The sequence below is a fragment of the Pseudomonas sp. Pseusp3 genome, assembly GCF_047304225.1.
Taxonomy (GTDB): domain Bacteria; phylum Pseudomonadota; class Gammaproteobacteria; order Pseudomonadales; family Pseudomonadaceae; genus Aquipseudomonas; species Aquipseudomonas fluorescens_CD.
On sequence record NZ_JBGLYV010000028.1, the window covers coordinates 23,609 to 44,852 of the forward strand.

A 21,244-nucleotide genomic window follows, 5' to 3' on the forward strand; every position below is an offset into this window, starting at 1 on the left:
CGCGCAGTGACTGGCACTGCGCGGCGTCAGAATCAGGCCAGGCTTTTGCTGACCACCTCAAACACATCGCTAGACAACTGCCCCGAAGCACGAATCCGCTCCAGCTCTCCCTTCATCAAGGCCTGACGAGCATCGTCATACTTGCGCCAGCGAGTCAAAGGCGCCAACTGGCGAGAAGCAATCTGCGGATTGAAGCCATTCAACTCGATCACCAGATCCGCGAGGAAGCGATACCCGGAACCATCGGCGGCGTGGAAGTTGATCAGGTTCTGCCCGGCAAACGCACCGACCAGCGCCCGCACCTTGTTCGGATTCTTGATGTTGAACGCAGGATGCTGCATCAACTGACGAACCCGCTCCAGACCACCCGGCAACACACTGCCCGCCTGAACGCTGAACCACTGATCCATGACCAGCGGGTTATCCATGAAGTGCTCGGCGAAACTGGCCAGTGCCTTGGCTTTCTCGGCTTCGAACGGCGAATTGACCAACACGGCGAGTGCGGTCAGGCGCTCGGTCATGTTGTCGCACGCGTCGAACTGCTCCAGGGTTGCTGCCAATACTTGCGGCTTGCCGCTGAGCATCAGGTACGACAGCGCGATGTTCTGCAGGGCACGACGAGCGAAATGCCCGGCTTCGGCCACATACGGCGTCTGCTTCGACAACTCGCGATTGCCCTGATAACGCTGCCACAGACCTTCGAACAAGGCGTCGGCCAGTTGCTTGCGGGCAAACTCGCGGGCGATGTGGATGGCGTCGACATCCGCCACTTCGCTGATCTCGGTCAGGTACGCTTCGCTCGGCAGCGACAGCATTTCCGCCACCATCGCCTGATCCAGCGACTCATCCGCGAGCACCGTGCGCAGCGCGGACACCAGACGCTGATCGAGTACCAGCGCTTCGCCCTTCTGCTGTTGGGCGATCAACTCTTGCAGCACCTGCACCGACAACTGCTGGCCAGCATCCCAGCGATTGAAGCCGTCGCTGTCGTGCTGCATCAGGAACATCAACTGGTCGCGGTTGTACGGGAAGCTCAGTTTTACCGGCGCGGAGAAACCACGCAGCAACGAAGGCAGCGGCTGTTCGGCGATGTCGACGAAGGTAAAGGTCTGCTCGGCCTCGGTCACGGAAATGACCCGCGAGGTGCCTTGCGCAGTGGCTTCACCGGACAGGCGCAGGGCAATCGCTGCCCCTTTGGCATCCAGCAGCCCCAGTTCGACAGGGATCACGAACGGCAGTTTTTCAACCTTGTCCGGGGTTTGCGGGTAGCTCTGGCGGAAGGTCAGGCTGTAGGTTTTTGCCGCCGCGTCATAGGACTCGCTCACCGCCAGGCGCGGTGTGCCAGCCTGGCTGTACCAGCGCTTGAACTGGGTCAGGTCGACGCCATTGGCATCTTCCATTGCCTTGATGAAGTCATCGCAGGTCACCGCCTGGCCGTCGTGGCGTTCGAAGTACAGGTCGCTGCCTTTGCGGAAGCCTTCGGCACCGAGCAAGGTGTGGATCATGCCGACCACTTCCGAACCCTTTTCATATACGGTCAGGGTGTAGAAGTTGGAAATCTCGATGAAGCTGTCCGGGCGCACGGCGTGGGCCATGGGGCCGGCGTCCTCGGCGAACTGGTGGGTGCGCAGGTACGCCACGTCCTGGATGCGCTTGACCGTGGCCGAGTTCATGTCCGAGGAGAAACCGGCATCGCGGAACACGGTGAAGCCTTCCTTGAGCGACAGCTGGAACCAGTCGCGGCAGGTCACGCGGTTGCCCGACCAGTTGTGGAAGTATTCGTGGGCGACGATCGCCTCGACCCGCTGGTGCGCGGCATCGGTGGCGGTTTCGGCCTTGGCCAGCACGGCGCTGGAGTTGAAGATGTTGAGGCCCTTGTTCTCCATGGCGCCCATATTGAAGTCATTCACGGCGACGATCATGAAGATGTCCAGATCGTACTCGCGACCATAGACCTCTTCGTCCCAACGCATGGACTTCTTCAGGCTGTTCATGGCGTGCTGGCACTTGTCGATGTTTTCCGGCTCGACGTAGATGCGCAGCGCCACAGTGCGCTCGTTCATGGTGGTGAAGCTGTCTTCGACGCACCACAGGTCGCCGGCGACCAGCGCAAACAGGTACGCCGGTTTCTTGAACGGGTCTTCCCAGGTCGCCCAGTGCCGGCCATCTTCGCCGGGACCGGAAGCGATCGGGTTGCCGTTGGACAGCAGCACCGGATAGCTGTGTTGTTCGGCGACGACCGTGGTGGTGAACGTGCTCATCACGTCCGGGCGGTCGAGGTAATAGGTGATCTTGCGAAAGCCTTCGGCCTCGCACTGGGTGCAGAACATCGTGCCGGACTTGTACAGGCCCTCCAGCGCGGTGTTGGTTTCCGGGTGGATCCGGACGCTGGTATCGACCGTGAAGGTGGTGCTGGTCGGGTGCAGGGTCAGGTGATTTTCAGTCAACTGGTAGTCGGCGGCGCCCAGCTCACGGTCGGCCAGGGTGACCGACAACAGCTCCAGCTGCTGGCCGTCCAGTACCAGTGGCGGCAGCCCCGGGCCGCGCTCGGGGTTACGGCGCATCACCAGTTGCGCATGGACCAGGCTGTGGTCCTCGAACAACTCGAAGGTCAGGTGCGTTTCGTCGATCAGGTACTCGGGCGCCTGATAGTCTTTCAGGTAAATCATCTTCGGTTGTTCGGTGCGCATGCTGGAGTCCTTACTGATGCACGGCGAGCTGGTAAGCCGTGTATTTACGAATATTGATCACGCCGGTGTCGAAGATCAGGTATTGGCCCTTGACCCCCATCAGCGTGCCTTCGGCAATCGGGTTCTTGTCCAGGTTGAAGCTGACAATCTTCGCCGGGTATTGCTCGACCGGGTAGCGGATTTCCAGCGGTTCGACGTCGGTAACCGTCTGGATCGCCTGCAAGCCAAATCGTTGCTGCAGTCCCAACAGGCCCTCGGCGCAGCTGTCGAACAGTCGGTCGCGGACCTCGGCCAGGTTCACGGCCGCCGCATCGCCCTTGAGTAAAGCACGCCAATTGGTCTTGTCGGCCACCTGGCTACGGAACAGGTCTTCGACGAAACCGGACTGTTGCCGGGTCGATACGCGCATGATCGGCAAGGCCTGGCTCGCACCCTGGTCGAGCCAGCGGGTCGGCAACTGGGTGGCCCGGGTAATCCCGACTTTCACCCCCGACGAGTTGGCCAGGTACACCACGTGATCGGTCATGCAGAACTTCTCGCCCCATTCGGGCTCGCGGCAGGTGCCGGCGTCGAAGTGGCAGCGCTCCGGGCTCATGATGCACACGTCGCACTGGGCCAGTTTGGTCATGCACGGGTAGCAGTAACCCTGGCTGAAACTGGTTTTGGTCTTGCGTGCGCAATGGATGCAGTGAATCGCACCCAGGTATTCGAGGCGCACCGTGGTGCCGATCAACGGATTGACCGGGACCTCGGTTTCGCCCAGACGGAAAGCGTATTGCACGTTCGGCCCGTCAAGGCGCGCCGACATTTTGCTGATTGCACCGCGGCCAATCTCGATCAATGGATGGCATCCGACTTGAACAGGATATTCGGCACTTCGATCGACTTCGAGGCGCATTCCTGCGGCCCCATGTAGCCGGTACGCTGGTCCTCTGGCAGGTTCTGGATTTCCCAGGCGATCATCGCCTGCAACGACAGCTCGCGTTGTTCGGCGGTGAGTTTGCCACCGTCGGACCATTTGCCGATTTCCACGGCCAGCTTCAGGCTCTCGTAGATATCGGGGGTGATGTTTTTGATCATTTCGTTAAAAGAGGACATCAGGTCTCCGTGCTCTTTATTGCATGTCTGAATTAGGCGGCCAGTTTACGGCGGTTATACAAACCGCCCAACAAACCGGTGAAGCATCCGATGAGTAACCCGCTGACATGGGCCGCGTTGGCGATTTCGCCGAAGCCGATCATCGAGACCAGCCCGGACAGGCACAGCAGCAACCACACCAGCATCATCACCAGCACACCGCGCGGCAGGCGATAAGCCGGGTTCGGCGCCAGCAGCTGGAAGATCCAGCAATGTCCGAGCAGGCCGTACAGTACGCCGGACAAGCCGCCGAACAAGGTCGGGCCGCTGAAGTAATACTGGGCGAAGTTGGACACCAGGCTGAACAGCAAGGTCAGGCCGATCAGGTTGATACTGCCCTGGCGCGACTCGATGCGCCGCCCCAGTTCCCAGTACCACATGCCGTTCATCGCCAGGTGCAGGATGCCGAAGTGGATCAGCATCGGCGTAACCAGGCGCCACCACTGCCCCGCCGCCAGGCTGTCGGCCAGTGGCGTGAAGTGGAGGTATTCGCCGACCACGCGGAATTCGAGGAAGGTCAGCCAGCGCATGGTTTCAAGGTTGTCGCCGAGCAAGGTCACCGCGCCGACGATCACGCTCAGCATCAGCACCAGCGCGGTGGCCCTGGCGTATTTCAATTGCTCGACGAACCCCGGACGCTTGATGGTCTGCGCCACCGGAATGTCCAGTTGCTGGTCGGGATCGCCCGCCGGAAAGCGTTCGTACAGCGCGCGCACGTCTTCGCTGATATTGTCTGGCACCCACAGCACCTGCTCGCCCGCTTCCTCACTGACCCGATGGGGCACTTGCATGCGTTTGAGCAGCGTGACGAACCCGCTCAGGTCCACCGCCAATGGCAGACGCAATACCGCTACAGCACTCATTGCAGCACCTCCGGCCGCTCGACATCGACCCAGACGAATTTATGCGGATCCAGGCGGGTTTCCTGATCCAGTCGATAGGCAACCAGTTTGCCGTACAGCACCGCGCTGTAATCCAGACAGGCCAGGTTCGGCCGGATCGGTGCCGGCTTGCCGCTGCGCCAGTAATGGCCAACGAAAAGCAGCGGCTCATCGATGCCATAGCGCAGCAAACTGTTCTTTTCAGTGGACGTCAGCGGTGTCCGGGCCACGGGCTCCGGCAGAGCATCCGGCTGGAACACGATGTCGCCGTAGGTTTTCGGATCGTCTTCCCAGAACTTGGTGCGGAAGAACGAACGCACTAAACCATCGCCACTGGTCATGGTCAGTCCATGGGGCAAGCGCATGTCGGTGCCGCGCAGCAGCCGGTCGAACACGGTGCAGGCAAACGAACCCGACTGCGCCGATGCCTGGAGAAAAGGCTCGTCGACACAACCGTTGGGGAATAACGCTCGCAGCGGCTCGATCAGCCCGGCATCCCAGCAGGCGTGGACCACGCGAAAACGCCCGGCATCGACGAACAATGGCAGCTCATAGAACCATTGCTGGAAGTCGTGCCAGTCACCCGGATGGTGTTCGAACTGGGTCAGGGTTTCATGCAGCAGGCGGGCATGGCGCGGCGTGTGCTCGCGCACGAACTGCTTGCCGCTGCCGGGCAGCGCTGGCGTGGCCCAGCCCAGCGCGTTGAACTCATGGTTACCCATGATGCACAGCGCGTGACCGGCCTCGACCATGTCGTGGACGATGTGCAGCGCCTCGCGAATCCGCGGGCCGCGATCAATGATGTCGCCGACGAACACTGCCATGCGCGAATCGTGTCGCCAGACGCCGCCCTGTTTGTGATAACCGAGTCGGTCGAGCAAGTGCTCCAGGGTCAGAGCGCAACCATGCACGTCACCGATCAGGTCGTAGCTACGCGCGGGATCGAGCATCAGTCGCCTCCACCCCCCAACTTGCTGCCCCAGCCGAGCTTGGTCCGGCAGACTTCATAGTAGTTGTGGTCGAGCGGATGAATCAGCCGCAGTTTCTGGGCTTTTTTGCTGACGGTAATGGTGTCGCCGGGCGCACAGGTAAAGTGGTTCTGCCCGTCACACGAGACTTGCGGGTAAATCTGCATATCCTTGGACACGACGATTTTCAGCTCACTGTTGCCATCGACCACAATCGGCCTACCCGACAAGGTATGGGGGTACATCGGCACAATCACAATAGCGTCGAGCTTGGGATGCATGATCGGTCCACCCGCCGACAGCGCGTAAGCGGTCGAACCGGTCGGTGTGGCAACGATCAGGCCATCGGCCTTCTGGCTGCAGACGAACTGGCCATCGATGTACAGCTCGAATTCGATCATTCGCGTGGATTTGCCAGGATGCAGCACCACATCGTTCAAGGCATCGCCCTGACCGATGGCCTCGCCGTGGCGGCGGACTTCGGCCTGCAGCAGGAAGCGGTTTTCCACCAGATAGTGGCCATCCAGTACTTCAGCGACCTTGGTTTCCAGCTCATCGGGGCGAATGTCGGTCAGGAAACCCAGGCTGCCCCGGTTGATGCCGAGCACCGGAATATTGTGTTTTGCCAACGCCCGGGCGGCACCGAGCAGGCTGCCGTCACCACCGACCACAATGACCATGTCGCAGACTTCGCCGAGCATCTTGCGTGACGAGGTTTGCAGGCCGTGCCCTGGCAGCACTTCGGCGATGGTGTCTTCGAGGATCACGTGCAGGTGACGATCGAGCAGAAACCGTTTCAGTCGGCGGACGGTATCCAGCACCTGGGAACTGCCCAGGCGACCGATGATGCCGATATTGCGAAATTGCTCCATGGGGCTCCTGCGGGGATCTGTGTGGCGGCGAAAATCACGATTATGGGCGAAAGCCGGCCGTAGACAAAATCCTTTCAGCTTCAAGGGTGTGCCCGGGATTCGGGCTATGCTCGCAAGATGATGCTATTTCCGGATTTGCTCCACCTGCCCCATCAGTTACGCCATCCCGAAGTGCGTGACCTGGCGTGGGTCATCCTCGCGCCGCCGATGCTGGGTGATACCCCGTGGCCGCAGCGCCACCCGCTGGCCGGCAGCGACTGGGTGCTGGCACCGCAAAAGCTCGAGCATTGGCTACGGCAGCTGGACCGCGACAGTTACGGCCTGCTGCACTGGCTGGCCCAGGCCCGAACCCGGCGCCTGGGCCTGTACTACGAACGCCTCTGGCAATTCGCCGTGCAGCATGCGCCTGGCATTGAACTGATTGCCGCCAACATGCCGATTCGGCGCGAGGGGCACACCCTGGGTGAACTGGACATGCTGCTGCGCGACCGCGACGGCGTGCATCACCTGGAACTGGCGATCAAGCTCTACCTCGGCCCGCAATCTGGCGACGGACACGACACCGCCCAGTGGCTGGGTCCGGGGTGCCACGATCGGCTCGACCGTAAACTGGCGCACCTGAGCCAGCATCAACTGCCGATTTCCGCACGCCCCGAGAGCCGTGAAGTGCTGGCGGGACTGGATATCCAGGCGTTCAGTGCCCACTTGTGGCTGGGGGGTTATCTGCTGTACCCGTGGCCCGGACAGGCCGCCCCACCGTTGGGTGCGCATCCGCAGCATTTGCGGGGGCGCTGGCTGCATCAAAAGGATTGGCCAGCGTTGTTGGCCCAGAGCCCGCCGGGGCGCTGGCAACCTCTGCCCCGCCACGCCTGGCTGGCGCCGGCGCATTATTCGGCGGAGCACACCTGGAACCCTGGACAGATGCAGGCGTGGCTCGATGACCTGGACCCGCTGGCGCCGGCACAACTGCTGGTGCGCCTGACGGAAAATGCCAACGGTGACTGGGAAGAGGCTGAACGCCTGTTTCTGGTGGCGGATCTTTGGCCGAATGTACCGGGGCAGAGTTGAGCCTTGCATCGCCTGAGCCGGCCCCTTCGCGGGCAAGCCCGCTCCCACATTGGGCCTCAGCCGAACACAAGTCTTGTATCCACTGAAGATCCCTGTGGGAGCGGGCTTGCTCGCGAAGGGGCCAACACGGCCTAAACAGAAAACCGCATCGCCGGTTATCCAGCGTTTCGCAGAACAAACACCGGCCAATGACCATCAAGCTTTCTTGTGCTGCTCGACCCATTGCCCATAGGCATTGATGAAACTTTGCAGGAACGGCTTGACCGACTCGGACAATTTCCCCGCCTCGTCGAACGCCGAACCGGCGTTCCCCAGATAGGCCTCCGGTTGCTGCATCATCGGCACATTGAGAAACACCATGGATTGACGCAGGTTGTGGTTGGCCCCAAACCCGCCGACGGCCCCCGGCGAAACGCTGATAACGGCGCCCGGTTTGCCGCTCCAGGCACTTTTGCCATACGGACGCGAACCCACGTCAATCGCGTTTTTCAGCGGCGCCGGCACCGATCGGTTGTATTCCGGGGTCACGAACAGCACCGCGTCGGATGAACTCACCTGTTGCCGGAAAGTGCTGTAGGCTGCCGGCGGTGAAGCGCCATCGATGTCTTCGTTGTAGAGCGGCAAATCGCCAATCTCGACGATGTTGAGCTTGAGATTGGCCGGCGCCAGCTCTATCAGGGCCCGAGCGACCTTGCGGTTGATCGATTCCTTTCTCAAGCTGCCGACCAGGACGGCGATCGTATAGACGTTGCTCATGGGGATTTCTCGACTGTCCGATAGGAAGAGCTTGTAGTTATAGATGACGATTCCAGCAGCGGGCGACTGAAAACGCCGCCCCTGACTATTTTTTTCCTGTAGGAAAACTTACCGCACCCAGTCACGGTCTACAGAGCCGCAAATTGAGTGATTTATCTCCAGAGGTTCTAAGCAGATGGCAGCAGTACTCGTCGGTCAGTTCCATGCAAGAGACGCGCAAGGCCGTATTTATTCGGTGCACGAGTTCCAGGAATCCACCCCGGCGGTAGACGGTTCAGGGCCTGTCACCACCTACAAGCTGGCCATTGGCGACCGTGTCAACAAGGTCGACGACAATGAATTTCTGTTGGTGCAAACCGGCGTTACCATTATCCGCGAACCGCAAACCGTCAGCGTTTCATAACTCATCGTTATGAGCAGAAGTCATATGCGCGGACTTGGGGTAGGATTCAGCGACTGACTCCTCCACCTGCTGAACATGGACTTCACGCATGCGCTTACGCCATATCGAAGTGATCCAGGCGCTCTTGCAGACCGGTCACCTGGGCACCGCCGCCGAATGGCTGCAGTTGCCGGTGACCGAAGTCGAACGCTTGCTACGCGACGCTGAGGATCAGTTGGGTTTCATGCTGTTCGCCAGCGTGCGCGGACGATTGCAGGCCACCCGTGAAGCGCGGGAATTGCAGGTGGAAATTGCCCGGGTCTACGACGCGCTCGAACCCGTACAGCGTCTAGCCAACAGCCTCAGGCAATACCTGGCGCCGCCGCTGCGCATCATCTGCACCCCGCCTCTGGCCAACCAATTGTTGCCACACAGCATTGCGACCCTGCGCCGACGCCTGCCCGACGCGCCTTGCACACTACTGAGCCAGCCGACCCGCGACATCGTCAGAAGCCTGCTGCTGCGTGAAAGCGATCTGGGGCTGAGCCTGCACGACCCCGATCACGCCGACCTCGATTGCCAGGTGATTGCCCAGGGCAAACTTCAGTTGCTCGCACCCCATGGCTGGCTGCAACCGAAGCAGAAATACATTTCACTGCAGGATCTGGCCGGTCAATCAATGATCGGCCTGGAGGGGCACGACCCGCTGAGCCCGGCACTGGAAAACAAACTGCACGGCTTGCGCCCTGCTCCGGTGATTCAGACCCGGGTCCAGACGCATCAGATGATGCGCAGCATGGTCGAGGCCGGCGAAGGTCTGGCCATTGTCGACCCCTTCACCGCCCTCGGTGCCAAAGCCTCGGGACTGGACACCTGCCCGCTGGCGCCCGCCGTCCCGATCAGCCTCTACGCCCTGTCCCTGAAAAACGCCGAACCGTCTGCGGCGGTTCAGACCCTGTTGGCCATCGTCACGGAACAAGCCGCGGCGATGCTGACGAACTGAGCGGGTTTTCCAATGGGTTTTCGAACAGCCGATACCAGAACAGCGCCACTTCGGCGGTGTTCGGATCGATCCCGCGATAACGCAGTTGGTCAATCCCGCCAATCACGTAACCGCAGCGTTCATAAAGCCTGCAGGCCCCGAGGTTGTTGTTCTGGGTTTCGAGCATGATGCCCGGGAGTTTTTTCTTGCGGCTCCAGAATTGCGCCACATCCAGCAAGGCCTTGGCCACTCCATGCCGTCGGGCCGGTGCATGCACCGCCAGCTCGTCGATATGGGCAAAGCCGTTCCAGTTGGTGCTGACCACCAGATGCCCCACGGGCTGGTCATCCAGATAGGCCATGAAAATTGCGCTGTCGGCGGCATCGCGAAAGCTGCTGAACTCCTCCGGATCAATACCATAGCACTTGCGATACGGCGTAATCGGTGTAACCGGCCACTGTGCCACCGGCGTACCTATTTCGGCTGCACCGTAGGCCGCGACTTCAAAACTGAAATCACTGCCCCAGATATAAGCGGCAAAACCGTCATCGGCAACCCGTACCGACAAGCCTGGGTAAATCGGATTCATAACCGGCTGCATACTGGGAAAGGTCCTCACTCCTTGATGCAATCGACGGTGTAGCACCGCCCACTGCCCTGGTCTTCATGTTGCAATCCGTGCACATCAGCAACGAACCCCGGGAAACTGCTATCGAACGTGCGGGCAAACGCCAGGTAATCGATGATCGAGCGAGTCGACTCGGTAAAGCGCTCGCCTGGCATGATCAGCGGTATGCCGGGAGGGTACGGCACCAGCATCACCGCGGCGATCCGCCCATCCAGCGCATCGATCGACACCGCCTCAACCTCACCTCGCACCAATTGATCATAGGCGTCCGCCGGTTTCATCGCGACTTCCGGCAGTACCGTGTACATGCGCTTGAGGTGCCTGGCGGTGGCGTTGCTGCGATAACAGGCATGCAACTGATCGCATAAATCACGCAGGCCCATACCCTGATACCGCGCCACATTCTCTTGCGCCACGCAAGGCAGGCAACTGGCCAGGCTGACGTTGGCGTCATAACTGCGCTTGAACTCCAGCAATTCGGTGAGCAGCGTACTCCACTTGCCTTTGGTAATCCCCATGGAGAACAGCACCAGGAACGAATAAAGCCCGGTTTTCTCGACCACCAGGCCACGCTCCCAAAGGAACTTGCTGACCACCGCCGCCGGAATCCCGCGCTCGCTGAGGGCGCCACCGGCTGTCAGCCCCGGCATCACCAGCGTGACCTTGATCGGGTCGAGCAACACATAATCCTCGGTCACGCCGCCAAAGCCATGCCAGTCGGCATCGGGCTGCAGTAACCAGTCCTCGGTAACGACCCGCTCGATGCCCTCCGCCGACGGCGGTTGCCAGATCGAAAACCACCAGTCATCCGCAGCAATGTGCTGTCGCAAGTTGGCCAGCGCCCGACGAAAGCTCAGGGCCTCGTCAAACATTTCCTGCAACAGCGAACGCCCGGCCGGCCCTTCCATCATCGCCGAGGCCACGTCCAGCGAGGCGATGATGCCGTACTGCGGCGAAGTCGAGATGTGCATCATGAACGCTTCATTGAAGCGATCCCGATCCAGTTGCCGCGCACCGCCGTCGCGCACATGAATCATCGACGCCTGGCTGAATGCCGCCAGCAGCTTGTGAGTGGAATGGGTGGTAAACACCAACGGGCTGCCTTCATCACGTGACGTGCCCATGCCGTAGCGCCCGGCAAAAAACTCATGAAATGCGGCATAGGCGTACCAGGCCTCGTCGAAGTGCAGCACTTCAACGCTATTGCCCAATTGCTGCCTGATCAGTTCGGCGTTGTAACAGAGGCCGTCATAGGTCGAATTGGTCACCACGGCGAGCTTGACCTTCGGTGAACGCCCCTTGGTCAGCGGACTGGCGTCGATCTTGGCCTGGATCGACTCGCGGCTGAACTCACTCAGTGGAATCGGACCGATGATCCCCAGCTCATTACGCTCCGGACACAAGTACAGCGGGATCGCGCCGGTCATGATGATCGAGTGCAGCACCGACTTGTGGCAATTGCGATCCACCAGCACCAGGTCATCGCGAGCGACCACCGAGTGCCAGACAATCTTGTTGGCCGTGGACGTGCCATTGATCACGAAAAAGGTGTGATCGGCGCCAAAATTACGTGCTGCACGGGCCTCGGCTTCAGCCAGGGGACCGGTGTGGTCGAGTAAGGAGCCAAGTTCCGGCACCGACACCGAAAGATCCGAGCGCAGGGTATTTTCCCCGAAAAACTGGTGAAACGCCTGCCCGACCGGGCTTTTGTGATACGCCACGCCACCGCCGTGACCGGGGGTATGCCAGGAATAATTGGAATCCGCCGTGTGCTGCACCAGTGCCTTGAAAAACGGTGGCAACAGACCATCAAGGTATTTGCGTGCAGCGCGGGCCACCTGCCGGGCGAGAAAGGGCACCGTATCTTCAAACAGGTAAAGGATGCCGCGTAACTGATTGAGCTCGGCCATGGCGTCGGCGGGCGCGTTTTCCAGAGTCACTTTTTCGCCCAGGGCGAAAATCGGCAGATCCGGCGCACGCACTCGCGCCAGACCGATCAGTTCGGCCATGTTTTGCAACAAATGCGAATGGGAGCTGGCGTCCTCAGACGCAATCAACATGCAGGACAGGCCATGGTAAGTCGACGCCACCAGTCGTCCTTCGGTGTAGTCCACCGCCGAAACGACGCTGAATCCTTCCTGCTCCAGCTCCCGGGCAATCCCCCGCACGCGGTCGCCAGCGACGCTGTCGGCCTTGATGTCGCGATGGACAATCAGGACCGGGAATTTCAAATCTTTATACATGAGGCTCAGTGTCCTGAGGCGGCAGACCAGAGCCTGCCAATCACCTCAGGTTAGAGTGTTGCAGCGGATGTAGCGAGTGCGACGCCCTGAAATGGGTCACAAGGTGCGCTTTTATTTGAAAGGGCTAGGCCTGGGCTTCAGCCTCGGCCAGTTGCACCCACAACGCCGGAGCGCCAGCGGATTTGCTGATGATTTCCAGGCGCGCGGCATGGCGGGCCAGGTCGTCTTCGCTGGCGCGGATGATACGCGTCGGCTGGCGGTCCGCCGGCAGACGGCGGATCTCGGTGGCTGAGTTGTCCGCCCCTTCACCGGATCCATTGCCATCGGAAGCGTTACCGGCCAGGGAGAGACTGGTCTGCCCCCCGGTCATGGTCAGGTAGACGTCGGCGAGAATCTCGGAGTCGAGCAAGGCGCCGTGCAGTTCACGGCCGGAGTTGTCGACGCCATAGCGCTTGCACAAGGCGTCGAGGCTGTTGCGCTGCCCCGGGTGACGTTCCCGGGCCATGATCAGGGTGTCGAGGATCGTGCAGTGCTGCGTGATGTCCGCGCGATCCTGCCGCCCCATCAGGGCGAATTCGTTGTTGATGAAGCCAACGTCGAACGCCGCGTTATGGATGATCAGCTGCGCGCCCTTGATGAACTCGAAGAACTCTTCGGCCACTTCGGCAAAACGTGGCTTGCCCACGAGGAACTCGTTGGTGATGCCGTGGACGCCGATGGCGCCCTCGTCACTTTCGCGGTCGGGTTGCAGGTACACGTGAAAGTGCCGGCCCGTCAGGCGTCGGCCGATCAACTCGACACAACCGATTTCGATAATCCGGTGGCCGTCGGTCACCGGCATGCCGGTGGTTTCGGTATCGAGTACAACGGATCTGGTGGCCATCAGTGCTCAGCTCTCAATCGGTCAATCGTGCAAAAGCGGCGATGTTAACACGCTCGCCGGGGTGTTTCAGATAGACCGTGTCGCCCCTTTCGCGAGCAAGCCCGCTCCCACAGGGAATCGAGGTTTGCACACAATATTGGGCTCATGAAGATCCAGTGTGGGAGCGGGCTTGCTCGCGAAGGCCGCGACTCGGTCCATAGGCCAGACCCGAATCAGCCCTGTTTGTACCCACGCACTTCATCGACGCCGCGGTTGGCCAACTGGTCGGCCCGTTCGTTACCGTGATGGCCAATGTGTCCGCGCACCCATTTCCAGGTGACCTTGTGGCGGTTGACCTGCTCGTCGAGCAGCTTCCACAGGTCGGCGTTTTTCACCGGTTCTTTCGCTGCGGTTTTCCAGCCGCGCTTCTTCCAGTTGTCCATCCACTCGTTGATGCCTTTCATCACGTACTGGGAGTCGGTCACCAGCAGCACGTCACAGGGTCGCTTGAGTTCTTCCAGGCCACGGATCGCGCCCATCAGCTCCATGCGGTTGTTGGTGGTATTGGCTTCGCCGCCCCAGAGCTCCTTTTCGACACCCTTGCACACCAGCAGTGCGCCCCAGCCGCCAGGGCCAGGGTTGCCTTTGCAGGCGCCGTCGGTGAACAGTTCTACGCTATCGCTCATGCCAATCTATCCAGAAAATGCGCTGGCCCGCCGATCGCTGATCGACGACGCCCGAAGCCGGGACAGGCCCGGCCGCAAATAAAAAGTGTGTCTTACGGTTCGATGTTGCGACGGTTGACCTTGGCCATCGGCAAAGGAATCAACTTGCCCATTGGCTCGCGCCGCTCCTGACGGACTGGTCGCAGGCCCACCACGATCTTGCGCGCCACCAATAAATAGAAGCCGCCGCCCGACAGTTGCCAGTCACCGGCCTTGCGCTCCCAACCGGCCAGGCGGGTCTGCCATGCCGGTGACGCAAGCGGCGGACGATAGCACCCGAAGCGGCGTTTCTCCAGCGCAAAGCCCAGCAGGTTCAGCCAGTCCGCAACCCGTGACGGCGAAATGCAGCGCGCCTTGCGCAGCGCATCCTGGGCAAACACATGCCGCAGGCCCCAGCTGCTCCAGGGGTTGATGCCAATGATCAGCAAATGTCCACCGGGGCGTACGCTGCTTGCTGCCTCGCGAAGCAGCCCGTGGGGCGACAGGCAGAAATCCAGGCCATGCTGCAATACCACCACGTCGGCAGCGTGCTCGCTCAGCGGCCAGGCCTGCTCCTCGCAAACGATCTCCACCCCCGGCAACGGCGCGCCAAGGCGCACGTTACGCTGCACCTGCGGCGCTGACGGAGGGGGCTCGGCCGAGGGGCCGTAATGCACCAGATAACCACCAAAGAACCGCCCGAGCTCGTCTTCGAGCATGCGCCGCTCTTCGTCCAGCAGAAATTGCCCGAGGGGACCGGCCAGCCACTCGCGGGCCGCGCTGATCAACGCCAGCCAGTCAGGATCGGCTTGTGCGAACGCTTTATCAGTCATTGCATTCTCCAACGCGCCAGGAAGTTCTAAGATGCGCCAATGTTTTCCGCTTGGCGAATCCGACGATGATACAGATCACTGCCCTGCCCGCCTTTACCGACAACTACATCTGGTTGTTACAGGACCACGGCAGCAAACGCTGCGCGGTGGTCGACCCGGGTGATGCCGCCCCGGTACAAGCCTGGCTCGCGGCCAATCCGGGCTGGGTACTGAGTGATATTTTGATCACTCACCACCATCATGACCACGTCGGCGGCGTCGAATTGCTGAAGAAAGCGACAAACGCGAAAGTCTTTGGTCCGGCCAGCGAAAAGATCCCGGCGCGGGACGTCGCGCTCAAGGACAACGACAAGGTCAGCGTGCTCGGCTGGGACTTCGACGTCATCGCGGTCCCGGGTCACACCCTGGGGCATATCGCCTATTACCATCACGGGCTGCTGTTTTGCGGTGACACCTTGTTTGCCGCCGGTTGCGGGCGCTTGTTCGAAGGCACGCCACAGCAAATGCACAGCTCGCTGACACGCCTCGCGGCGTTGCCGGAAGACACGCTGGTCTACTGCACCCACGAATACACCCTCAGTAACCTGAAGTTTGCGGCGGCCGTCGAACCGGACAATCCGCACACCGCCGAGCGCCTGGCCAAAGTCACCCGGCAACGGGAATCCGGGATCCTGACGCTGCCGTCGACACTGGCACTGGAAAAGCTCACAAACCCGTTTTTGCGCTCCGGCGAAACATCCGTTAAAGAAAAAGCGGACGAACGGACCGGCACCGATAACTCGGCGCCCGATATGGTTTTTGCTGCTCTTCGAGCCTGGAAAGATACGTTCTAAAAGGATCTCGTAAGGTTGCAACAATTCTGAAAGGTTGACCGCGCTGGGTGCGCTTCCTAGAATCGCCCGACATTTTTGCCCGGAACTTACTTCCAGCCAATGTCGTCACCTATTCGCAAAGCCATCAGTTCCGACGCATTGACCCGCTTGGCTCAAGCCATAGCGGTGGCTGTGTCCGCCACCCTGGCGGGCTGTTCCAGCCATGCGCCGCAGACCGATGCGGCGCATACGCCGAACATCGCCGCGCGCGCCAAGCAGAAGCCGATCTGGCTGAGCGAAAAACCCAGTCCGCAAATTCCACAGGACGTCTGGGAGCGTATGCGGCAGGGCTTCCAGTTGCAGGACGGGCTGGGTGTCAACCCGCGCATCGAGCAACAGCGCCTCTGGTTCGCCAGCAATCCATCGTTCCTGGAAAACGCCGGCGAACGTGGCAGCCTCTACATTCACTACATCGTCGAACGCCTTGAAGAGCGCAACATGCCGCTGGAACTGGCACTGCTGCCAGTGATTGAAAGTGCCTACAACCCGATGGCCTATTCCCGGGCCGACGCGGTGGGTCTTTGGCAATTCATCCCCTCCACCGGGCGCTACTTCAACCTGCGTCAAACCCGATTCTATGATGGCCGGCGCGACATCACCGCGTCGACCACCGCCGCGATGGATTACCTGACCCGCCTGCACGACATGTTCAACGGCGACTGGTTGCTGGCCCTGGCGGCCTATAACGCAGGCGAAGGCACCGTCAGCCGGGCCATCGAGCGCAACGAGCGCCTCGGCCTGCCGACCGACTACTGGAACCTGCCGTTGCCGGCCGAAACCCAGGCCTACGTACCGAAGCTGCTGGCACTGTCGCAAGTGGTGATGGCACCGGAAGCCTACGGCGTGAACCTCAATCCGATCGCCAACGAACCCTACTTCCAGGTCGTCGAAATCAACCAGCGCATGGACCTGTCCAAGGTCGCTGAAGTCGCCAACATCGACGAAGACGAACTGTTCCAGCTCAACCCGGCATTCAAGCAGCGCACCACCATCGACGGCCCGCAGCACCTGCTGGTGCCGACCTCCAAGGCGCAACTGCTGACCAGCAGCCTGCAGACCATGCGTCCTGAAGAGTTGATCAGCAAGAAATCGCTCAAGCCGGTCTTCGAAGGCGCCGACGACACCCAGGTCGCCAGCGCCAGGCGCTCCTACCGGGTCAAACGGGGTGACAACCTCGGCTCCATCGCCAAGGCCAACAACGTTGACGTGAAGGACCTGCAACGCTGGAACAACATGACCGGCAAGAATCTCAAGCCCGGCCAGACCCTGGTCATGCAGGACAACGGCAAACGCAATTCCGGGCGGGTCAACACCGTGATTGCGGCAAACAACAAGAAGCAGCAGACCACGTACAAGGTCCAGCAAGGCGACTCGCTGTACATCGTGGCCAAGCGCTTCAATGTAGAGATGCAGCACCTCAAGCGCTGGAACCCGCGTGTCGGCCAGGCGCTCAAGCCCGGTCAGATGTTGACGGTGGCCAATCCGCATTAAAACTACTGTAGGAGCGAGCTTGCTCGCGAAAAACCCAAGGGCACCGAGTTGATTCAGGCGCCCCGTGTCATCGTTGACCACCATCGCGAGCAAGCTCGCTCCTACAGGATTGTGATCGCCCGGATCCCCCGTCTTTTTCCTGCCCATACAAGCTGTTACTGTACGATCCATAATGCCCAAGCCGCCTGGATCGGATCCCCTATTTGAAGCGTCCCCTGCCCCTGCTCCTGATCAGCCTGGCCTTGAGCTCCACCGCAAGCGCGACGATCAGCGAAAGCCATGGTTATGCGCAGTTCGGCACGCTCAAGTATCCGGCCCGATTTACCCACTTCGACTGGGTCAACCCGCAAGCGCCCAAGGGCGGTACGTTGCGGGTGATGGCGTTTGGCACCTTCGATACGCTCAACCCGTACACCTTCAAGGGCACCAGCCCGGTCACCACACCGAACTTCCTGCAATACGGCATCAACGAGCTCAACGAGCCGCTGATGGTCGGCACCGGGCAGTACGCGCCTTCGGGTGACGAGCCCGCGTCCAGCTATGGCCTGATTGCCCAGTCGGTGGAGTACAGCGAGGACCGCAGCTGGGTGGTGTTCAACCTGCGTCCCGAAGCACGCTTCCATGACGGTACGCCGATCACCGCCTACGACGTCGCGTTCTCCTATCGCCTGCTGCTCAAGGAAGGCCATCCGCTGTACCGCACCAGCCTTCAGGAAGTGCAACGGGTCGACATCCTCAACCCGCAGCGGGTCCGTTTCGTGTTCAAGCGCGCCGGTAATCCACTGCTGATCCTGCGCCTGGGCGAAATGCCGGTGCTGGCACAGCACTACTGGAAAGGTCGCGACTTCAAGGCCACCACCTTCGAGGCGCCGCTGGGCAGCGGACCGTATCGCATCACGTCGGTCACGCCAGGGCGACAGATCGTCTTCGAACGGGTCAACGATTACTGGGGCAAGGACCTGCCGGTCAATCGCGGCAAGTACAACTTCGACCGCATGGAAGTCGAGTTCTACCGCGACAGCGACGTGGCCTTCGAGGCTTTCAAGGCCGGTGAATTCGACATCTACATCGAACATCAGGCGAAGAACTGGGACACCGGCTACAACTTTCCCGCCATACGCCGCGGCGAAGTGGTCAAGGCGCAGATCCCCCACCAGATCCCGACCCAGACCCAGGGCCTGTTCATGAACAGCCGTCGTCCGACTTTCTCGGACGCCAAGGTCCGTGAAGCACTGGGGCTGATGTTCAACTTTGAGTGGACCAACCGCACGCTGTTCGGCGGTGCCTACCAACGCGCCATGAGCTACTACCCCAACAGCGAATTCTCGGCCAGCGGTTTACCGGTCGGGCATGAATGGCTGTTGCTCAAGCCCTATCGTGAACAGCTGCCGGCCAGGCTCTTTACCGAGCCGTTCAGCCTGCCGCAGACCGACGGGCGCGCCATCCCCAGGGAGACCTTGCGCAATGCCCTCGGCCTGCTCGCCGAAGCCGGCTGGAAGCTCAATGGCCAGCACCTGCAAAACGCCGCCGGGCAACCCTTGCGGCTGGAGCTGCTGCTGGTCAATCCAAACCTGGAACGCATCCTCCAGCCTTATGTCGAGAACCTCGCCAGCATCGGCATCGATGCGCGGCTGCGCACGGTCGATCGCGCACAATACAAGCAGCGCCTCGACCAGTTCGATTTCGACATGATTCTGATGACCCTCAACCAGACCCTCAGCCCCGGCCTGGAGCAGTGGCAGTACTTTCACTCCAGCCAGGCCGGGGTCAAGGGCAGCAAGAACTACGCGGGCATCGCCAACCCGGTGGTCGACCATTTGCTCGAACAGTTGCTGGCCGCCCGCAACCGCGACGAGCAAGTCGCCGCCGGCAAGGCCCTTGACCGCGTGCTGCTGTGGCAGCACTACATCGTCCCCAACTGGTACCTCAATTATCACCGCCTGGCGTACCGCAACCGGCTCGCCTTCGTCACCACGCCGCCCTATACCCTGGGCCTGAACGCGTGGTGGCTGAAATCTTCGGAGAAAGATCAATGAAGCCCATCCGCACCCTGCTCCTGCAGGCCAGCGGCCTGTTGTTCGCCGGGCTGGCCTGCGCCGCCCCGCAACACGCAGTGACCCTGTACAACGAGCCGCCGAAATACCCGGCCGACTTCAAGCACTTCGACTACGTCAATCCGGACGCGCCCAAGGGCGGAATATTCCGTCAGGCCGGTTTCGGCGGCTTCGACAGCCTTAACCCGTTCATCAGCAAAGGCGTGCCGGCGGACGATATCGGCATGATCTACGACACCCTGGCCAAGCAAGGCCTGGACGAACCGTTCACCGAGTACGGCCTGATCGCCCGGCTGATCGAAAAAGCCCCGGACAACGGTTGGGTGCGCTTCTACCTGCGCCCCGAAGCGCGCTTCCATGATGGCCATCCGGTGCGTGCCGAAGACGTGGTGTTCAGCTTCCAGATGCTGACCAAGGACGGCGCCCCGATGTACCGCGGCTACTACAACGACGTGGCGGAAGCGGTCGCCGAAGACCCGCTCACCGTACTGTTCAAGTTCAAGCACACCAACAACCGCGAACTGCCGCTGATCCTTGGCCAGTTGCCGGTGCTGCCCAAGCATTGGTGGGCCGACCGCGACTTCAATAAGGGCAACCTGGAAATTCCGCTGGGCAGCGGCCCGTACAAGGTCGGCGAAGTGAAGGCCGGGCGCTCGGTGCGCTATGAGCGCGTCAAGGATTACTGGGGCAAGGACCTGCCGGTCAATCGGGGTTTCTATAATTTCGACGTGATGACCACCGATTACTACCGTGACAACACCGTGGCCCTGGAAGCGCTCAAGGCCGGGCAGTTCGACTACTGGCTGGAAATGACCGCGAAAAACTGGGCCAACGCCTACAACACTCCAGCGGTCACCGAAGGTCGGCTGGTCAAGGAACAGATTCCCAATGGCAATCCGACCGGCATGCAAGGGTTCGTGTTCAATTTGCGCCGCCCGGTGTTCCAGGATGTGCGCGTGCGCCAGGCCTTGTCGCTATTGCTGGACTTCGAATGGACCAACAAGCAGCTGTTCAACAGCGCCTATGTGCGTACCCGCAGCTACTTCGAAAACTCGGAAATGGCCGCCACCGGCCTGCCGGATGCCGATCAGGTGGCGATCCTCGATCCGTTGCGCAGCAAGCTGCCACCGCAAGTATTCAGCGAAGCGTTCCAGAACCCGAGCACCGACGCTAGCGGCATGATCCGCACCCAGCAACGGGAAGCCTATCAACTGTTGCAGGAGGCCGGCTGGCGCATTGTCGATGACAAGATGGTCGACGCCACCGGCAAACCGGTAGCCATCGAGTTCCTGCTGGCCCAGACCGAATTCGAACGGGTGTTGCTACCGTTCAAGCGCAACCTGAGCGACCTGGGTATCGACCTGGTGATTCGCCGGGTCGACGTCTCGCAATACATCAACCGCGTGCGTTCCCGGGACTTCGACATGATCGTCGGCAGCTTCCCGCAATCCAACTCGCCGGGGAACGAACAACGGGAATTCTGGATGTCGGCCGCCGCCGACAAACCCGGCAGCCGCAACTCCATGGGCCTGAAAGACCCGGTGGTCGATCAACTGGTCGAGCAACTGATCAACGCCGATTCGCGCAAGAGCCTGGTGGCCCATGCCCGCGCGCTGGACCGCGTTCTGCAATGGGGCTATTACGTAATACCAAACTGGCACATCAAGACCTGGCGCGTGGCGTACTGGAACCACATCGGCCACCCGAAGGTCTCGCCTAAATACGACATCGGCACGGCCACCTGGTGGGTCAAGCCTGATATCAAGCCTGCGATAGAAGTCGAAACCACACTGCAGGCCGGTCCTGCGGGCACGGAGTAAT

Annotated in this window: 19 protein-coding genes; 7 read left to right on the forward strand and 12 right to left on the reverse strand. The window is 60.9% G+C overall.

Annotation, left to right across the window (positions count from 1 at the left end; all coding sequences use genetic code 11):
• Positions 1-32: 32 nt before the first annotated feature.
• The 6 genes from pepN to ACCD00_RS12020 are packed head-to-tail and all read right to left on the reverse strand — an operon-like array spanning position 33 to position 6,548.
• Positions 33-2,690 carry an aminopeptidase N gene (gene pepN, locus ACCD00_RS11995; RefSeq protein ID WP_413424688.1) on the reverse strand — a complete coding sequence of 886 codons (2,658 nt, stop codon included), beginning with the start codon at positions 2,688-2,690 and terminating at the stop codon, positions 33-35.
• Positions 2,691-2,700: 10 nt separating this feature from the next.
• Complete coding sequence (locus tag ACCD00_RS12000) at positions 2,701-3,531, reverse strand: DUF2797 domain-containing protein (RefSeq protein WP_413424690.1); 831 nt, start codon at positions 3,529-3,531, stop codon at positions 2,701-2,703.
• Complete coding sequence (locus ACCD00_RS12005) at positions 3,528-3,788, reverse strand: YeaC family protein (RefSeq protein ID WP_060540507.1); 261 nt, start codon at positions 3,786-3,788, stop codon at positions 3,528-3,530. Before ACCD00_RS12005 ends, ACCD00_RS12000 begins: the two co-directional genes overlap by 4 nt.
• A 32-nt stretch (positions 3,789-3,820) precedes the next feature.
• Entirely contained in the window at positions 3,821-4,690 is an 870-nt protein-coding gene (locus ACCD00_RS12010; protein ID WP_413424692.1) for a rhomboid family intramembrane serine protease, read from the reverse strand.
• Entirely contained in the window at positions 4,687-5,658 is a 972-nt protein-coding gene (locus ACCD00_RS12015) for a metallophosphoesterase (protein ID WP_413424694.1), read from the reverse strand. The genes ACCD00_RS12010 and ACCD00_RS12015 overlap by 4 nt, the downstream gene beginning before the upstream one ends.
• Complete coding sequence (locus tag ACCD00_RS12020; RefSeq protein ID WP_008016128.1) at positions 5,658-6,548, reverse strand: NAD(+) kinase; 891 nt, start codon at positions 6,546-6,548, stop codon at positions 5,658-5,660. Before ACCD00_RS12020 ends, ACCD00_RS12015 begins: the two co-directional genes overlap by 1 nt.
• Positions 6,549-6,665: 117 nt before the next feature.
• On the opposite strand from ACCD00_RS12020, the gene ACCD00_RS12025 reads away from it, so the two are divergent.
• Positions 6,666-7,616 carry a DUF1853 family protein gene (locus ACCD00_RS12025; protein ID WP_413424696.1) on the forward strand — a complete coding sequence of 317 codons (951 nt, stop codon included), beginning with the start codon at positions 6,666-6,668 and terminating at the stop codon, positions 7,614-7,616.
• A 195-nt stretch (positions 7,617-7,811) separates the two neighbouring features.
• On the opposite strand, the gene ACCD00_RS12030 is transcribed toward ACCD00_RS12025, so the two are convergent.
• Entirely contained in the window at positions 7,812-8,372 is a 561-nt protein-coding gene (locus ACCD00_RS12030) for an NADPH-dependent FMN reductase (protein ID WP_413424698.1), read from the reverse strand.
• Positions 8,373-8,547: 175 nt separating this feature from the next.
• Here ACCD00_RS12030 and ACCD00_RS12035 point away from each other — a divergent pair, with 175 nt between their 5' ends.
• The gene (locus tag ACCD00_RS12035) at positions 8,548-8,775 is read left to right on the forward strand and encodes a hypothetical protein (protein WP_413424700.1); all 228 of its coding nucleotides are present in this window, start codon (positions 8,548-8,550) and stop codon (positions 8,773-8,775) included.
• An 88-nt stretch (positions 8,776-8,863) separates the two neighbouring features.
• The gene (locus ACCD00_RS12040; protein ID WP_413424702.1) at positions 8,864-9,757 is read left to right on the forward strand and encodes a LysR family transcriptional regulator; all 894 of its coding nucleotides are present in this window, start codon (positions 8,864-8,866) and stop codon (positions 9,755-9,757) included.
• On the opposite strand, the gene ACCD00_RS12045 is transcribed toward ACCD00_RS12040, so the two are convergent.
• From ACCD00_RS12045 to ACCD00_RS12065, 5 genes are all read right to left on the reverse strand, one after another.
• On the reverse strand, positions 9,723-10,337 hold the full coding sequence (locus ACCD00_RS12045) for a GNAT family N-acetyltransferase (protein ID WP_413424704.1): 615 nt from the start codon (positions 10,335-10,337) through the stop codon (positions 9,723-9,725). The two genes, ACCD00_RS12040 and ACCD00_RS12045, sit on opposite strands and share 35 nt — an antisense overlap.
• A 14-nt stretch (positions 10,338-10,351) precedes the next feature.
• Positions 10,352-12,607, reverse strand: a complete 2,256-nt coding sequence (locus ACCD00_RS12050) for an Orn/Lys/Arg decarboxylase N-terminal domain-containing protein (protein ID WP_413424706.1) — start codon at positions 12,605-12,607, stop codon at positions 10,352-10,354.
• A gap of 124 nt (positions 12,608-12,731) precedes the next feature.
• Entirely contained in the window at positions 12,732-13,490 is a 759-nt protein-coding gene (gene dnaQ / locus ACCD00_RS12055) for a DNA polymerase III subunit epsilon (protein WP_008016120.1), read from the reverse strand.
• A gap of 212 nt (positions 13,491-13,702) precedes the next feature.
• Positions 13,703-14,155: a ribonuclease HI gene (gene rnhA, locus ACCD00_RS12060; protein WP_108215886.1), complete on the reverse strand. Its 453-nt coding sequence runs from the start codon at positions 14,153-14,155 to the stop codon at positions 13,703-13,705.
• A 92-nt stretch (positions 14,156-14,247) separates the two neighbouring features.
• Positions 14,248-15,006, reverse strand: a complete 759-nt coding sequence (locus ACCD00_RS12065; protein WP_413424709.1) for a methyltransferase domain-containing protein — start codon at positions 15,004-15,006, stop codon at positions 14,248-14,250.
• A gap of 65 nt (positions 15,007-15,071) precedes the next feature.
• Between ACCD00_RS12065 and gloB the strand changes: the two genes are divergently transcribed.
• From gloB to ACCD00_RS12085, 4 genes are all read left to right on the forward strand, one after another.
• A complete protein-coding gene (gene gloB, locus ACCD00_RS12070; RefSeq protein ID WP_413424711.1) occupies positions 15,072-15,839 on the forward strand; it encodes a hydroxyacylglutathione hydrolase in 768 nt (255 codons plus the stop codon).
• A gap of 99 nt (positions 15,840-15,938) precedes the next feature.
• On the forward strand, positions 15,939-17,369 hold the full coding sequence (locus ACCD00_RS12075; RefSeq protein WP_413424713.1) for a transglycosylase SLT domain-containing protein: 1,431 nt from the start codon (positions 15,939-15,941) through the stop codon (positions 17,367-17,369).
• Positions 17,370-17,584: 215 nt separating this feature from the next.
• A complete protein-coding gene (locus tag ACCD00_RS12080; protein WP_413424762.1) occupies positions 17,585-19,405 on the forward strand; it encodes an extracellular solute-binding protein in 1,821 nt (606 codons plus the stop codon).
• Positions 19,402-21,243, forward strand: coding sequence for an extracellular solute-binding protein (locus ACCD00_RS12085; RefSeq protein WP_413424715.1), 1,842 nt, complete (start codon positions 19,402-19,404; stop codon positions 21,241-21,243). Before ACCD00_RS12080 ends, ACCD00_RS12085 begins: the two co-directional genes overlap by 4 nt.
• Position 21,244: the final 1 nt, after the last annotated feature.